This window comes from uncultured Zoogloea sp. (assembly GCF_937894855.1).
Lineage (GTDB): Bacteria > Pseudomonadota > Gammaproteobacteria > Burkholderiales > Rhodocyclaceae > Zoogloea > Zoogloea oryzae.
Map to the genome: position 1 here is coordinate 15,273 of NZ_CALAYQ010000057.1, position 14,289 is coordinate 29,561.

General features: G+C 61.3%; 16 protein-coding genes. 14 read left to right on the plus strand and 2 right to left on the minus strand.

The window, feature by feature from the left end; translation table 11 throughout:
* Positions 1 to 129 precede the first annotated feature (129 nt).
* The 4 genes from Q0672_RS07690 to Q0672_RS07705 all read left to right on the plus strand — a co-directional run bounded on the left by Q0672_RS07690 (position 130) and on the right by Q0672_RS07705 (position 2,541).
* The gene (locus Q0672_RS07690) at positions 130 to 321 is read left to right on the plus strand and encodes a cbb3-type cytochrome c oxidase subunit 3 (RefSeq protein ID WP_298621363.1); all 192 of its coding nucleotides are present in this window, start codon (positions 130 to 132) and stop codon (positions 319 to 321) included.
* Positions 314 to 1,228: a cytochrome-c oxidase, cbb3-type subunit III gene (ccoP, locus tag Q0672_RS07695; protein WP_298621366.1), complete on the plus strand. Its 915-nt coding sequence runs from the start codon at positions 314 to 316 to the stop codon at positions 1,226 to 1,228. Before Q0672_RS07690 ends, ccoP begins: the two co-directional genes overlap by 8 nt.
* A 447-nt stretch (positions 1,229 to 1,675) precedes the next feature.
* Entirely contained in the window at positions 1,676 to 2,194 is a 519-nt protein-coding gene (locus tag Q0672_RS07700; RefSeq protein WP_298621368.1) for a FixH family protein, read from the plus strand.
* A gap of 107 nt (positions 2,195 to 2,301) precedes the next feature.
* Complete coding sequence (locus tag Q0672_RS07705; protein ID WP_298621371.1) at positions 2,302 to 2,541, plus strand: hypothetical protein; 240 nt, start codon at positions 2,302 to 2,304, stop codon at positions 2,539 to 2,541.
* 94 nt (positions 2,542 to 2,635) lie between these two features.
* Here Q0672_RS07705 and rho read toward each other — a convergent pair whose 3' ends face one another.
* Entirely contained in the window at positions 2,636 to 3,895 is a 1,260-nt protein-coding gene (gene rho / locus Q0672_RS07710; protein WP_153160385.1) for a transcription termination factor Rho, read from the minus strand.
* Between the two features lie 168 nt (positions 3,896 to 4,063).
* On the minus strand, positions 4,064 to 4,390 hold the full coding sequence (gene trxA / locus Q0672_RS07715) for a thioredoxin TrxA (RefSeq protein WP_153160384.1): 327 nt from the start codon (positions 4,388 to 4,390) through the stop codon (positions 4,064 to 4,066).
* Positions 4,391 to 4,753: 363 nt separating this feature from the next.
* On the opposite strand from trxA, the gene fdxA reads away from it, so the two are divergent.
* The 10 genes from fdxA to Q0672_RS07765 all read left to right on the plus strand — a co-directional run.
* Positions 4,754 to 5,077, plus strand: a complete 324-nt coding sequence (gene fdxA, locus Q0672_RS07720) for a ferredoxin FdxA (protein WP_153160383.1) — start codon at positions 4,754 to 4,756, stop codon at positions 5,075 to 5,077.
* A 180-nt stretch (positions 5,078 to 5,257) separates the two neighbouring features.
* Entirely contained in the window at positions 5,258 to 5,707 is a 450-nt protein-coding gene (locus Q0672_RS07725; RefSeq protein WP_153160509.1) for a CBS domain-containing protein, read from the plus strand.
* 220 nt (positions 5,708 to 5,927) lie between these two features.
* Positions 5,928 to 7,592, plus strand: a complete 1,665-nt coding sequence (locus Q0672_RS07730) for a long-chain-fatty-acid--CoA ligase (RefSeq protein WP_298621376.1) — start codon at positions 5,928 to 5,930, stop codon at positions 7,590 to 7,592.
* A 320-nt stretch (positions 7,593 to 7,912) separates the two neighbouring features.
* Positions 7,913 to 9,577, plus strand: coding sequence for an acetolactate synthase large subunit (gene ilvB, locus Q0672_RS07735; RefSeq protein ID WP_298621378.1), 1,665 nt, complete (start codon positions 7,913 to 7,915; stop codon positions 9,575 to 9,577).
* Positions 9,578 to 9,595: 18 nt separating this feature from the next.
* Positions 9,596 to 9,931, plus strand: a complete 336-nt coding sequence (ilvN, locus tag Q0672_RS07740) for an acetolactate synthase small subunit (protein ID WP_298621380.1) — start codon at positions 9,596 to 9,598, stop codon at positions 9,929 to 9,931.
* Positions 9,932 to 10,012: 81 nt separating this feature from the next.
* Positions 10,013 to 11,152: a chorismate synthase gene (gene aroC, locus Q0672_RS07745; RefSeq protein ID WP_298621382.1), complete on the plus strand. Its 1,140-nt coding sequence runs from the start codon at positions 10,013 to 10,015 to the stop codon at positions 11,150 to 11,152.
* An 85-nt stretch (positions 11,153 to 11,237) separates the two neighbouring features.
* Positions 11,238 to 11,480, plus strand: coding sequence for a YdcH family protein (locus Q0672_RS07750; protein WP_153160379.1), 243 nt, complete (start codon positions 11,238 to 11,240; stop codon positions 11,478 to 11,480).
* Between the two features lie 70 nt (positions 11,481 to 11,550).
* Positions 11,551 to 12,696, plus strand: coding sequence for an MFS transporter (locus Q0672_RS07755; protein WP_298621385.1), 1,146 nt, complete (start codon positions 11,551 to 11,553; stop codon positions 12,694 to 12,696).
* Between the two features lie 28 nt (positions 12,697 to 12,724).
* A complete protein-coding gene (locus Q0672_RS07760; protein WP_298621387.1) occupies positions 12,725 to 13,567 on the plus strand; it encodes a M48 family metallopeptidase in 843 nt (280 codons plus the stop codon).
* A 50-nt stretch (positions 13,568 to 13,617) separates the two neighbouring features.
* Positions 13,618 to 14,289: aconitase family protein (locus Q0672_RS07765; RefSeq protein ID WP_298621389.1), on the plus strand; the 672-nt coding region annotated here is incomplete at its 3' end.

Genomic DNA, 14,289 nt, shown 5'->3' on the forward strand with positions numbered 1-14,289 from the left:
CCGGCTGCTGCGGCCGAGCCTGCACCTGCTGCCGAACCCGCTGTGCCGGCTCAAGGTGCGGCTGAGGCGTCCGGCAAGGCGGGTAGCTGAACCGCCAGGTAACCATTCTGAGAACGCAGGAGTCTGACCTTGGATATCAATGACGCACGTGCAGTTGTAACGGTTCTGGCGTTGGTTTGCTTCATCGGGATCACGCTGTGGGCTTTCAGCAGTCGTGCGCGCAAGGGATTTGACGAGGCGGCACTCCTGCCGTTCAGCGAGGACGACTTGCCTGCTCCCGAAGGGGCACGGCAAACCAAGGAAGGAAATAAAAATGGCTGACTTTGTTAGCGGTTTCTGGAACGCCTATGTGATGGTGCTGGTGTTCCTGAGCATTGCGTTCTGCGTGTTCGTGCTGGTTTCGAACAACAAGGCGCGGACGTCTGGCCCGGTGGGGCTGCATGACCACATCTGGGACGAGACCCTGCAGGAGTACAACAATCCGCTGCCGCGCTGGTGGATGTACATGTTCTGGATCACGATCATCTTTGCGATCGCCTACCTGTCCATGTACCCCGGCTTCGGCAACAACCAGGGCAAGCTGGGCTGGTCTTCCGGTGGCCAGTGGGAGGCTGAGCAGAAGGCCGCAGCCGAGAAGTACGGCCCGATCTTCGCCAAGTTCCGCACCATGGACCTCAACGCCGTCGCCGGCGACAAGGAAGCCAATGCGATGGGGCAGCGTCTGTTCCTGACCTATTGCGCTCAGTGTCACGGTGCTGACGCTAAGGGTGCCAAGGGCTTCCCGAACCTCACTGACAGCGACTGGCTGTATGGTGGTGAACCGGAAACCATCCGCACCACGATCCTCGGCGGCCGTCAGGGCATGATGCCGCCGTTTGGCCCGGCGCTCGGTGCTGATGGTGTCAAGAACGTCGCCAACTACGTCCGTTCGCTGTCTGGTCTGGCCCACGACTCGCTGCGCGCTCAGCAGGGCAAGGAACTTTTTGCTCAGAACTGCGCCGCCTGTCACGGTGCTGACGCCAAGGGTACGCCTGCTCTTGGCGCGCCGAACCTGACCGACAAGACCTGGCTGTACGGTTCTGCTGAAGCAACGATCATCGAGACCGTCACAAATGGTCGTTCCAATCAGATGCCTGCATTCAAGGACTTCTTGGGTGAAGACAAAGTGCATCTGCTTGCCGCTTACGTGATGAGTCTCTCGAAGGCTGCGCCGGCAGAAGCGAAGTAATCACATCTGCAGACGGTATGCTGATCAAAAGCTCCCCGGGTTCTCCGGGGGGCTTTTTCAGTTTGGGCCAGACCAAAATGTGGCGCCCTGGGTTTGGTTGCGTAAAGGCCCCAGGTTGGTTTCATCATCTCAACAGGCAGAGGTGTTCAGACGTCGATAATGGAGCTGCTCTATCCTGACAGCCACGCTTGGTGACTTGGGGCTGACTTCGATTTTGAATGTGTCATGCGGAGTCATCTCCGTCGTAGCTGCGCGGGTGGCCTGAACCGCGTCGGAGATCTCGGTTCAATTTTCCTCGACTCGGTTGATCGTTGCTGTTTTTGTTTCAGCGTTCCCGAGATTCGAATTCCGGTTATATTGAAGCGTCGGACCTGAGCGCTGGTGCTCATGAGCCCGCTTTCGTCCCTGTGGGGCAAGAACCTTTAGAACTATCTGAATGTGAGTACTATGCAAGCAGCGCACCAATCAAAGCCCTGGTACAAGGAACGTTGGACGTGGTTACTGATGTTGATGCCGGCCACGGCCGTTGTCGCTGGGTTCATCACGCTCTGGCTGGCCATTACGTCGTTTGATGGCCTGGTGGCAGACGACTATTACAAGCAAGGTCTGGCCATCAACCAGACCTTGGCCAAGGTTGTGGCCGCGCGCGATAGCGGGCTTGTCGGTACGGTCAAGTTCAGCTCGGAAGAGGTTGGCGTCGTGCTTGAGTCGAAGGCCGGTGTTGCGTTGCCCGAGAAACTTTTCTTGACATTGGCTCACCCTACCAAGAGCGGGATGGACCAGAAATTCGTTCTTGAGCGTCGCGATGGGAGATACAGTGGCGTTGTCGATACCGCCATCACCAGCGCTCACTGGAAGGTGCTGCTTGAGGATGAGTCCCGCACTTGGCGTTTGTCCGGCTCCGCATTTTTGCCGACGGAGACCGAAGTTCGGCTGGATTCTGCTGATCTCAAGCCGGTTAACTGATTTTTGCGATACTGCGGTTTGAAGGAGTTTTTTTACTTCGGTCTTTCAGGCCGCATCGTCTTCGTGATGTTGTGGTGTCAGTGCAGGTCTGCCGTCAGGAGGTTCGTATGTTGAAAGTGATTCAGGTCTTGTGGCCGTCGTTCCTCGTTGCAGGTGTCGCCGAGGTCATTTTCTTCACGGTAATCAATCCGCAGGAGCTATACCTGTTTGGTGCGCCAGTACATTTTTCGGGGGTGGCGACCTACTCCATCGGCTTCTTCGCGTTCTGGCTGGTCTGTGCCGCATCGAGTCTGTCTACGCTGTTCTTTCAGCGTACGTCGGGTGAAATCAACAGGATGGAAGCCTGACTTACTGGCGCTGATCTGATTTGCAGAAGATAAAACGACAAGGCCTCGCGATTTGCGAGGCCTTGTCGTTTGGGGCGAGTGGTCGAGAGCTTGATCAGCCCCGGCGCATGGCGTCGAAAAACTCGCCGTTGTTCTTGGTCGCCTTGATCTTGTCGAGGAGGAACTCCATCGCATCGATGTCGTCCATGCCGTAAAGAAGTTTGCGCAGCACCCAGACCTTCTGAAGGATGTCGGACTTGAGCAGCAGCTCTTCACGACGAGTGCCGGAGCGGTTCACGTTGATTGCTGGATAGACGCGCTTTTCGGCCATGCGGCGGTCAAGGTGGATTTCCATGTTGCCGGTGCCCTTGAACTCCTCATAGATCACGTCATCCATGCGGCTGCCGGTGTCGATGAGGGCGGTCGCGATGATGGTGAGCGAGCCACCTTCTTCGATGTTCCGTGCGGCACCGAAGAAACGCTTCGGCTTCTGCAGTGCGTTTGCGTCCACGCCGCCCGTCAGAACTTTGCCGGATGCAGGCACGACCGTGTTGTATGCGCGGGCCAGGCGGGTGAGGGAGTCGAGAAGGATGACCACATCCTTCTTGTGCTCGACCAGCCGCTTGGCTTTTTCGATGACCATCTCGGCAACCTGGACGTGCCGGATGGCCGGTTCATCAAAAGTCGAGGCGACGACCTCGCCTTTGACCGAGCGTTGCATTTCGGTCACTTCTTCGGGGCGTTCGTCGATCAGCAGGACGATTACGACGACATCCGGGTGGTTGGAGGTGATCGAATGGGCGATGTGCTGCAGCATCACGGTCTTGCCGCTCTTGGGCGGTGCGACCAGAAGGCCACGTTGCCCCTTGCCGATCGGCGAGATCATGTCGATCACGCGGGACGTGATGTTCTCTTCGCCCCGGATGTCCCGCTCGAGCTTGAGGCACTGGTTCGGATGCAGTGGCGTCAGGTTCTCGAACAGGATCTTGTGCTTGGCAGCCTCGGGCGGCTCGAAGTTGACCTTGTCGACCTTTACCAGCGCAAAGTAGCGCTCGCCTTCTTTCGGGGTGCGGATCTCCCCTTCGACCGTGTCGCCGGTATGCAGGTTGAACCGGCGGATCTGGCTCGGCGAGACATAGATGTCATCCGTGCCCGCGAGATACGAAGTATCCGGCGATCGCAGGAAGCCAAAGCCGTCCGGCAGAATCTCCATGACCCCATCGCCGTAGATCGGCTCACCCTTCTTGGCGCGGTTCTTGAGCAGCGCAAAGACGAGCTCCTGCTTGCGCAGGCGATTGGCACCTTCGATTTCGTTGGCGATGGCCATTTCGAGCAATTGGCCGACGTGGAGAGACTTGAGCTCCGAGAGTTGCATGGCTGGCAGCGGTGGGGGAGAGGGGGAAAGGAAGAGATGTAAGAAGGCGGCGGCGAGGTGGCCGCGACGCGTACAGCAGCAGAAGTGCTCGGACTGTACGAGGCACCGGGGTTATCTGTGAATAACCCCGACGGTGCCGTCAATGACTACTTAGAGAATCTAACCTGCTTAGAGGTGGCTGTCAATGAAAGCCGCGAGCTGCGACTTGGACAGCGCGCCGACCTTGGTGGCTTCGATGTTGCCGCCCTTGAACAGCATCAGGGTCGGGATGCCGCGAATACCGTACTTGGCCGGGGTTTCCTGGTTTTCGTCGATGTTCAGCTTGGCAACCTTGAGCTTGCCGTTATATTCCTTCGCCACGTCATCCAGGATCGGCGCGATCATCTTGCACGGGCCACACCACTCGGCCCAGTAGTCAACCAGCACCGGGGTGGAGGACTGCAGAACTTCTGCTTCGAAGTTTGCATCGGTGACGTAATGAATATGTTCGCTCATGATTCCTCTCGATAGGGGGAGTTGTTGATGTTGCAAGGGGGGAAGGGGCGCCCCGGGATGAAATCCGACCGGTTCGCCCTAGCAACACACGTGGACAGGGGGATGCTAGCGAATATTCTTCGCCAAGAAAAGCGCTTTTCTCGCCGCCAGCGGGATTCTGTGTTAGTCCGCCAGTGCCGGCGAACAATCGCCAGTGCGCACTGTCTCATTTAAGCACAGGCCGCCGGTTGCCATGCCTGAGGTGAGGGAGGGCGGGTCTCACCAGCGGAGGTAATGGGGTATATTCCTCACCCTTTCACCGCTTGTTTCGCAAGTTTTTGTCGGTGCCGATCTCTGGCACCGCCATCAGATCAGGAGTTCCCCATGACCTATGTCGTTACTGAAAATTGCATTCGCTGCAAATACACCGACTGCGTCGATGTGTGTCCGGTGGATTGTTTCCGGGAGGGGCCCAACTTCCTGGTGATCGATCCCGATGAGTGCATCGATTGCACCCTGTGCGTTGCCGAATGTCCGGCCGAGGCGATTTTTGCAGAGGATGATGTGCCTGCGGATCAGCAGGGCTACATCGCGCTCAACGCCGAACTCGCCAAGACCTGGACGCCTATCGTCGAGCGCAAGGAGCCGCCTGCAGATGCCGATGAATGGCGTGGCGTGAAGGATAAGCTGAAGTTCCTGGAGCGCTGATTGCTTCTCAGGGGCTCGGCCCTTGAGTTGGTGGCGCTGCCTGAGTTCCGCGTGGCGTGAAATATGAGCGCGGGCTCAGGGTAAGCCCTGATCCGGGAAAGCTTTTCCAGGATCATGCAATCGAATACCATGCGGATCAGTATGGTTTTAGGCGTAAGCGCGCCGTTCAGAGGAAAGAAAATGCTGGTTAGCGAAATTCTGGCGATCAAGGGCAAGGTTCTTTTTACGGTCTCGCCTGCCAAGCCCCTCTCCGAGGCTGTTGCGATCATGACTGAGCAGGATGTCGGTTCCCTCGTCGTTTTTGACAAGGGCGCGATGGTCGGTTTGCTGACCTTCCGGGAGGTGCTTGTCGCTACCCAGAAGGCGGGCGCCGAGTGGCAGACTCTGCCTGTCGAGCAGGCAATGCTCAAGAATCCTGTCGCTGCTTCGGTTAACATGGAAATGGACGAGCTCCGTCGTCAGATGGTCGAACACCATCAGCGCTACCTGCCGGTGATGGACGAGACGACGCTCATGGGCGTAGTGTCCTTTCACGATGTGGCCAAGGCTGTGCTCGAAGAGCAGAGTTTCGAAAACCGGATGCTCAAGAACTACATCCGGAACTGGCCGGCCGAGGAAGATCAGGCCTGATCGGCACCTGCTTTTTGAACTAGGTTCTGCACGAAACAGGGCTGCTCGCACAGGGGGTGGGCAGCCCACAAAACAAGGCGTTTGAACGCCTGTCGAAAGGTATGTTGGAAGCTGGCGCCACGGGGCGCCAGGGCCGCCTGGGGAGGGCGGGATTCCGATGGGGTTGCGCTTTGGCGCATGGCTCCGCTCGGGCTCGATCACCAACTACAAAGGAGACAAAATGAACAAGATCTGGCTGCAAAGCTATCCCCCTGGCGTGCCCGCCGAAATCAATGTTGGCGAGTTTTCTTCGCTGGCCGATCTTTTTGACAAGGGCGTCCGGAAGTTTGCCGAGCGGACCGCCTACGTCTGCATGGGCAAGTCCATCAGTTACAGTGATCTCGAATTGCTGTCGCGGCAGTTTGCCGGCTACCTTCAGGGCGAGTTGAAGCTCGCCAAGGGTGCCCGGGTCGCGCTGATGATGCCCAACTGCCTGCAATATCCCGTGGCGATGTTTGGCATCCTGCGGGCGGGCTTCACCGTCGTGAACGTCAATCCGCTGTACACCGCGCGCGAGCTCGAACATCAGCTCAATGACGCCGGGTGCGAGGCGATCGTCATCGTCGAGAACTTTGCCCACACGCTGCAGGAGGTCATCGGCAACACCAAGGCGCTGCGGCATGTGGTGGTCACCGGCCTTGGCGACATGCTGGGTTTTCCGAAGTCGCTGCTGGTCAACTTCGTGGTCCGCCATGTAAAGAAGATGGTGCCGCCGTGGAGCCTGCCGGGGTGTGTCGCTTTTCGGGATGCGCTGGGGCAGGGGGCTGCCCATACGTTCCAGCCGGTACAGATCGGCCATGATGATCTCGCCTATCTGCAATACACGGGTGGCACCACCGGCGTTGCCAAGGGGGCGATGCTGACCCATGGCAACATCGTGGCCAACCTGCAGCAGGCCCACGCCTGGATCAGCCCCTACGTGAAGGAAGGCGAGGAGATCATCATCACCGCCTTGCCGCTTTATCACATCTTCTCGCTCACCGCGAACTGCCTCACTTTCTTCAAGATCGGCGCGACGAACATCCTGATCACCAATCCGCGGGACATCCCGGGCTTTGTGGCTGAGCTGGGCAAGTATCCGTTTACCGTGATCACCGGCGTGAATACCCTGTTCAACGCGCTGCTCAACAATCCCGAGTTCGAGAAGCTCAACTTTTCCTCGCTCAAGGTGGCGCTGGGTGGTGGCATGGCGGTTCAGCAGGCGGTGGCAGAGCGCTGGAAGAAGGTCACCGGCAAGACGCTGGCCGAAGCCTATGGCCTCACCGAGACGTCGCCGGCGGTGTGCATCAATCCGCTGGATCTGCCGGAGTTCAACCACTCCATCGGTCTGCCGATCTCATCCACTGATGTGAGCCTGCGCGACGACGACGGCTACGAGGTCTCCCTCGGCATGCCAGGCGAGCTGTGCGTGAAGGGGCCGCAGGTGATGAAGGGCTACTACAACCGTCCGGAGGAAACCGCGCGAACCTTCACCCACGACGGCTACCTGCGTACCGGTGACGTGGCCACCATCGACAAGCAGGGTTTTGTCCGCATCGTCGATCGCAAGAAAGACATGATCCTGGTGTCCGGCTTCAACGTCTATCCCAACGAGGTCGAGGATGTGGTTGCCTCGCATCCCGGGGTGATGGAGGTGGCCGCGCTGGGTGTGCCGGATGAGCATTCGGGCGAGGCGGTGAAGATCTTCGTCGTCCGCAAGGATGCCAGCCTGACCGCCGAGGCGCTGATCGCCCACTGCCGGGCCGGGCTGACGGGTTACAAGGTGCCCAGGTTTGTCGAGTTCCGGGATGAGCTGCCCAAGAGCAATGTCGGCAAGATCCTCCGTCGGGTGTTGCGTGATTCCTAGTCCGGGTGTGACATGCGTCTTCCCTTGATGGAAGCGTCGCAAAAAATCACTTGTGTTTTCGGGGCTTTGTGAGAATAATTCAGCGTCAGTCTTGTATATGACTTCGTGACTTTGCCGTGACCCTCTTCGCCACTTTCCTGCCTGTCGACGTCGTAGCCGTAGTACGCGTAGTAAGCGTAGGTGTTCGCGCGTCGTAAGGGTCCAAGGTAGTCCAAGGAAATTTCAGACCCCCGCCGGCGCGCAACCGGCGGGGGTCTTGTCTTTTGTTGCGCCCCCGGCCTGGATTGCGGTTCGGCTCCCAAGCCACTAGGAGAATTTCGATGATGCAAATGACTGGAGCAGACCTGATTGTGAAGCTGCTCGAACGGCAAGGAATCCGCACGATCGCCGGTGTGCCCGGCGGTGCGGCGCTGCCGATGTACGACGCGCTTTCCAAGAGCGAGCAGATTCACCACGTCCTGTGTCGTCACGAGCAGGGTGCCGGCTTCATCGCCCAGGGCATGGCCCGGGTGTCCGGCCGGCCGGAAGTCTGCCTGGCCTCCAGCGGCCCGGGTGCGACCAACCTGATCACCGCCATCGCCGACGCCAAGCTCGACTCGATCCCGATGATCGCGCTGACCGGCCAGGTGCCCCTGTCGATGATCGGTACCGACGCCTTCCAGGAAGTCGATACCTACGGCCTGACGATCCCCATCACCAAGCACAACTTCCTGGTCCGTTCGGCCAAGGATCTGCTCAACGTGGTGCCGGCCGCCTTCCGCATCGCCATGTCCGATCGCCCCGGCCCGGTGCTGATCGACGTGCCGAAGGACGTCCAGAACCAGATGGTGAGCTTCGACGCGTTCCCCGACGTGGTCGTGCCCGATGCGGCGCCGAGCTTCGACATCGCCGCCATCGAAGAGGCCGCGAAGATGATCGAATCCGCCGAGCGTCCTGTGCTCTACCTGGGCGGTGGCGTGATCCACTCCGGCGCATCCCAGATGGCCGTGACCCTGGCGGAGCAGGCCTCGCTGCCGACCACGATGACCCTGATGGCCCTCGGCGCGATGCCGATGGACCACCCGCTGTCCATCGGCATGCTGGGCATGCACGGCGCGCGTTACACCAACTACGTGCTCGAAGAGGCCGATCTGCTGATCTGCGTCGGCGCACGGTTCGACGACCGCGCCATCGGCAAGACCGCCGAGTTCTGCCCGAACGCCAAGATCATCCACATCGACATCGACCGCTCCGAGTTGCACAAGGTGAAGAACGCCCATGTGGCCATCGCCGGTGATGTGGGCCAGGTGCTCAGCGAGCTGCTGCCGCGCGTCAAGCCGCAGCTGCGCAAGCGCTGGTTGTCCCACGTGGAAAGCCTCAAGGGCCGCTTCCCGCTGGCCATGCCGGGCATCGACAACCCGCGCTCGCCCTACGGCCTGATCCACGCCGTGGCCAACTGTCTCGACGACAACGCGATCATCACCAGCGACGTGGGTCAGCACCAGATGTGGGTGGCCCAGGCCTACCCGTTCCGCCGTGCGCGCCAGTGGCTCAATTCGGGCGGTCTCGGCACCATGGGCTTCGGCTTCCCGGCCGCCATCGGCGCCGCCCTGGCCGAGCCGGATCGCACCGTGGTGTGCTTCTCGGGCGACGGCAGCCTGAAGATGAACATCCAGGAGATGGCCACCGCCGCCCAGGAGAACGTCAACGTCAAGATCGTGCTGTTCAACAACCAGTCCCTCGGCCTGGTGCATCAGCAGCAGAACCTGTTCTACGGCAAGCGCATCATGGCGTCCCGCTACGAGCGCCCGACCGACTTCCTGAAGATCGCCGAAGGCTTCGGCATGCGCGCGGTCGATCTGGATCCGTCGCCGAACCCCCGCGCCACCCTGGCCGAAGCCCTGCACACGCCGGGCCCCTGCCTGATCCACGCGACGATCGATCCGAACGAATTCGTCTACCCGATGGTGCCGCCGGGTGCCGCCAACTCCGAGATGATCGGCTGAGCCCGAGGAGAGAATACGATGTCCGAACAGAACTCCAACCTTTCCGAGTACATCCCCGACGTTCCCGAGCACAACGGCTTCCGCAAGGTCGTGCTGGAACTGGGCGTTGCCAACCACCCGGGCGTGATGAGCCACATCTGCGGCCTGTTTGCCCGTCGCGCGTTCAACGTTGAAGGCATCCTGTGCATGCCGGTGGGCGGTGGCGAGACCAGCCGCATCTGGCTGCTGATCTTCGAGGACGAGCGCCTCGAGAAGATGATCAGGCAGGTCGAGAAACTCGAAGACGTGCTGTACGTCAAAAAGCATGACGGCGAGCACCCGGTCTTCGGGCGCCTCGACGAGTTCTTCCAGTAAGTCTGCGGCCTTCACGCTGCTGGCCCGGTGCCGGCAGCGTGCTAGACTCCGGCGGTTTTTCGTTCCCTTCGAGAGTGCTTCATGTCTGGTAATACCTTCGGCACGCTGTTTACCGTCACTTCCTTCGGCGAATCCCACGGGCCGGGCATCGGCTGTGTGGTCGATGGCTGTCCGCCGGGGCTGGCGATCAGCGAGGCCGATATCCAGATCGAACTCGACCGGCGCAAGCCGGGCACCTCACGCCACGTCACCCAGCGGCGCGAGCCCGATACGGTCGAGATCCTCTCGGGCGTGTTCGAAGGTGTCACCACCGGCACGCCGATCGCGCTCCTGATCCGCAACCAGGATCAGCGCTCGAAGGATTACGGCAACATCGCCGAGCAGTTCCGCCCGGGCCATGCCGACTACGCCTACTGGCAAAAGTACGGCATCCGGGACTACCGTGGAGGCGGCCGCTCGTCGGCGCGGGAAACCGCCGTTCGCGTCGCGGCCGGGGCGATCGCCCGCAAGTGGCTGGAGCAGCGCTTCGGCATCGTGATCCGCGGCTACATGGCGCAGCTGGGTCCGGTCGAGATCCCCTTTGTGTCGTGGGACGAGATTGACGGCAACGCCTTCTTCGCGCCCAATCAGGCCATCGTCCCGCAGCTCGAGGCCTACATGGACGAGCTGCGCAAGTCCGGCGATTCGGTGGGCGCGCGCATCAACGTGGTGGCCACCGGCGTGCCGGTTGGCTGGGGCGAGCCGGTCTATGACCGCCTCGACGCCGACATCGCCTACGCCATGATGGGCATCAACGCGGTGAAGGGCGTCGAGATCGGCGCCGGCTTTGCCAGCGTGGCGCAGCTCGGTACCGAGCACAACGACGAGATGACCCCGGAGGGTTTTCTGTCCAACAACGCCGGTGGCGTGGTTGGCGGCATTTCGTCGGGCCAGGACGTGCTTGTCAGCATCGCCATCAAGCCCACGGCCAGCACCCGCCTGGACCGACGCTCCATCAACAAGGCCGGTGAGGCGGTGGTCGTGAATACCCACGGCCGCCATGATCCGTGCGTCGGCATCCGCGCCACGCCCATCGCCGAAGCCATGCTGGCGCTGGTCCTGATGGATCACGCCCTGCGCCATCGTGCCCAGAACGCCGATGTCGCCTGCGTCACGCCAAAAATTGCCGGGCTGGCGCCGAGCGGTGTGCAGTGCGTCCCGTCGCCGCTCCGCAAGGATTGATCGTCGTCAACTTTTTGCGCGCATCGCGGGCGTAGAGTCAATCCCACGAGACATACAAGATTGACCATTGACCGGGAGGTAGCGCATGGAGCAACACGATCTTCACCACGAATTCCCCGAGTATCGGGACCAGATTCACGCATTGAAGGTGTCCAACGGACACTTTGCCCGGCTGTTTGATGAGTACCACGACGTCAATCGTCACGTGGTGCGCGTAGAGGTCAATGCCGAGCTGGCAACGGACTTCGAACTCGAAGATCTGAAGAAGCGCCGCCTCAGGCTGAAGGACGAGCTCTACGAAATGCTGAAGGGCCAGGCCGTCAACTGATCGACTGCGTGTTTCTGCCAGCAAGAGCGCTTTCGGGCGCTCTTTTTTTATGGGCGGTACAATCGCGGCGATGATTCCTTACTGGCGCCTGTCGGGCTACTACTTCTTCTACTTTGCCTTCATCGGCGCCTTTTCCCCGTATTTCAGCCTCTACCTCCAGTCGGTTGGCCGCAGTGCCGGGCAGATCGCGGTGTTGATGTCACTGATGTCGGTGATGCGCATGCTGGCGCCCACCATGTGGGGCTGGCTGGCTGATCGGGTTGGCGTGCGCACGCCCATCGTACGGCTGTCGGCGGCGTTGTCGGTGGCGGGGTTTGGCGGCTTTCTGGTCAGCGATGCCTACGGCGCGCAGTTCGTCAGCATGGCCTTCCTGGCCTTCTTCTGGAGCGCCGCGTTGCCGCTGGTGGAGACGCTCACCTTCAGTCATCTGGCCGGCCGGGCCGGGAGCTACGGCAACATCCGCGTGTGGGGGTCGGTGGGCTTCATCGTCGCGGTGCTGGGCCTGGGCTATCTGCTCGACGATCTGCCGATCCGTGCGGTGCTGTGGATTGCGTTGGCGACCCTCGGTGGCATCCTGCTGTGTGCATTGACGATCCCCGAGGCGCAGCGTCCGCCGACCCACGAGGAGCACGTGCCGCTGCGCACGGTGCTCCGCCGGCCCGAGGTGAGGGCGCTGCTGGCGGCGTGTTTCTTCATGTCTGCCGCCCACGGGGCGCTGTACGTCTTTTACTCGCTGCATCTGGTGGAGCACGGCTACAGCAAGTCCGTGGTGGGGTGGATGTGGACCCTGGGCGTGGTGGCAGAGATCCTCGTCTTCATGGGTATGCCTCGGCTCGTCAAGGCGTATTCGTTGCGTGGAATACTGGTGTTCAGCTTTGCCGTGGCGGTGCTGCGTTTCGTGCTGATCGGCTGGGGGGCGGAATCACTGGCGGTGCTGCTGTTTGCGCAGATCCTGCACGGGGCGACTTTCGGGTCGTATCACGCGGCGGCGGTGGCGGTGGTGAACGACTGGTTCGGCGTGCGTCACCAGGCCCAGGGACAGGCCTTTTACGGCAGCATCTCGTTCGGTGCGGGCGGGATGATCGGTGGTCTGATTAGCGGCTACACTTGGGAATGGATAGGCCCCGCCTGGACGTACACGGCAGGCTCGGTGTTTGCGCTGGCGGGGTTGATCGTGCTGGTTGCGGGGTGGCGTGTGCGGTCGTCCGTGGCCTGATCTGAACAGCAAGACAAACAGGAGAGACATGAGCAAGCGATTCGAATGGGCGCGTGGTGTGCTGCCGGTAGTGCTGGCTGCCGGCGTGGTGACGGCCTGCCAGACGGTGCAGACCACCCAGAGCGGCGCGGTCGGCATCGAGCGCCGGCAGTCGATGATGGTGTCGGCGAAAGAGATGGACCAGGCCGCCAGCCAGAGCTATCACCAGATCCTTCAGCAGGCGGGCCAGAAGAACGCCCTCAACCGCAACAAGGAGCAGGTGGAGCGTGTGCGTGCGGTGGCGCGTCGGTTGATCCCCGCGACGGGCGCGTTCCGGCCGGATGCGCCGGGCTGGAAGTGGGAGGTCAATGTGCTCACCTCCAACGAGCTCAACGCCTGGTGCATGGCAGGCGGCAAGATCGCGTTTTACTCCGGGATCATCGAGCGCCTTGATCTGACCGACGACGAGATCGCCGCGATCATGGGCCACGAGATCGCCCATGCGCTGCGCGAACACGCCCGCGAGCGCGCCTCCCGGGCGATGGTGACCAACGTGGGTGTTGCCATCGTCGGCGCTGCGCTGGGGGTTGGGCAGGCCGGGTCTGATCTGATCGGAACGGTGGCCAAGGTGAGTTTCGAACTGCCCAACAGCCGGGAGCACGAGACCGAGGCCGACCGTATCGGCGTCGAACTCGCCGCCCGCGCGGGCTACGATCCCCGCGCTGCCATCGTGCTGTGGCAGAAGATGGCCAAGGCGTCGGAGGGCGCGCCACCCCAGTGGCTTTCGACCCACCCGTCCAACGAAACGCGCCAGCAGGATCTACGGGTATACGCCGAGCGCGTGATGCCGCTCTACGAGCAAGCTACTCAGCACACTAGGCCTGTGAAATAATAAAAGTTTTTCCGCCCACTCCGGTTTCAACCCTGACCGAACAATCGCCCATGCAAGCGCAGACGCTTTACGAAAAACTGTGGTCGAGCCATGTGGTGCACGTCGAGGACGACGGCACCGCGTTGATCTACATCGACCGCCACCTGGTCCACGAAGTCACCAGCCCGCAGGCCTTCGAAGGTCTCAAGCTGGCCGGGCGCAAGCCCTGGCGCGTGGACTCCATCGTCGCCACGGCCGACCACAACACCCCGACCGACCACTGGGATAAGGGCATCCAGGATCCGGTTTCCCGCCAGCAGGTGGAAACCCTGGATTCGAACATCCGTGAAGTCGGCGCGCTGGCCTACTTCCCGTTCAAGGACGCGCGTCAGGGCATCGTCCACGTGATCGGACCCGAAAACGGCGCCACGCTGCCGGGGATGACCGTCGTCTGCGGCGACTCGCACACCTCGACCCACGGCGCCTTCGCCTGCCTCGCACACGGCATCGGCACCTCCGAGGTCGAGCACGTGATGGCGACCCAGTGCCTGCTCCAGAAGAAGTCCAAGACCATGCTGATCCGCGTCGAGGGCAAGCTTGGCGCCGGCGTGACCGCCAAGGACGTCGTGCTCGCCATCATCGGCAGGATCGGCACTGCCGGCGGCACCGGCTACGCCATGGAGTTCGGCGGCAGCGCGATCCGCAGCCTGTCGATGGAAGGTCGCATGACCATCTGCAACATG

Excerpts from the sequence above, each read along its gene's own strand:
- rho (WP_153160385.1), bottom strand. The coding sequence starts at position 3,895 with ATGCAACTCTCGGAGCTCAAGTCTCTCCACGTCGGCCAATTGCTCGAA.
- ilvN (WP_298621380.1), top strand. The coding sequence starts at position 9,596 with ATGTCCGAACAGAACTCCAACCTTTCCGAGTACATCCCCGACGTTCCC.
- Q0672_RS07760 (WP_298621387.1), top strand. The coding sequence starts at position 12,725 with ATGAGCAAGCGATTCGAATGGGCGCGTGGTGTGCTGCCGGTAGTGCTG.
- Q0672_RS07700 (WP_298621368.1), top strand. The coding sequence starts at position 1,676 with ATGCAAGCAGCGCACCAATCAAAGCCCTGGTACAAGGAACGTTGGACG.
- Q0672_RS07730 (WP_298621376.1), top strand. The coding sequence starts at position 5,928 with ATGAACAAGATCTGGCTGCAAAGCTATCCCCCTGGCGTGCCCGCCGAA.
- ccoP (WP_298621366.1), top strand. The coding sequence starts at position 314 with ATGGCTGACTTTGTTAGCGGTTTCTGGAACGCCTATGTGATGGTGCTG.
- Q0672_RS07750 (WP_153160379.1), top strand. The coding sequence starts at position 11,238 with ATGGAGCAACACGATCTTCACCACGAATTCCCCGAGTATCGGGACCAG.
- Q0672_RS07705 (WP_298621371.1), top strand. The coding sequence starts at position 2,302 with ATGTTGAAAGTGATTCAGGTCTTGTGGCCGTCGTTCCTCGTTGCAGGT.
- aroC (WP_298621382.1), top strand. The coding sequence starts at position 10,013 with ATGTCTGGTAATACCTTCGGCACGCTGTTTACCGTCACTTCCTTCGGC.
- fdxA (WP_153160383.1), top strand. The coding sequence starts at position 4,754 with ATGACCTATGTCGTTACTGAAAATTGCATTCGCTGCAAATACACCGAC.
- Q0672_RS07725 (WP_153160509.1), top strand. The coding sequence starts at position 5,258 with ATGCTGGTTAGCGAAATTCTGGCGATCAAGGGCAAGGTTCTTTTTACG.
- Q0672_RS07755 (WP_298621385.1), top strand. The coding sequence starts at position 11,551 with ATGATTCCTTACTGGCGCCTGTCGGGCTACTACTTCTTCTACTTTGCC.
- ilvB (WP_298621378.1), top strand. The coding sequence starts at position 7,913 with ATGATGCAAATGACTGGAGCAGACCTGATTGTGAAGCTGCTCGAACGG.
- trxA (WP_153160384.1), bottom strand. The coding sequence starts at position 4,390 with ATGAGCGAACATATTCATTACGTCACCGATGCAAACTTCGAAGCAGAA.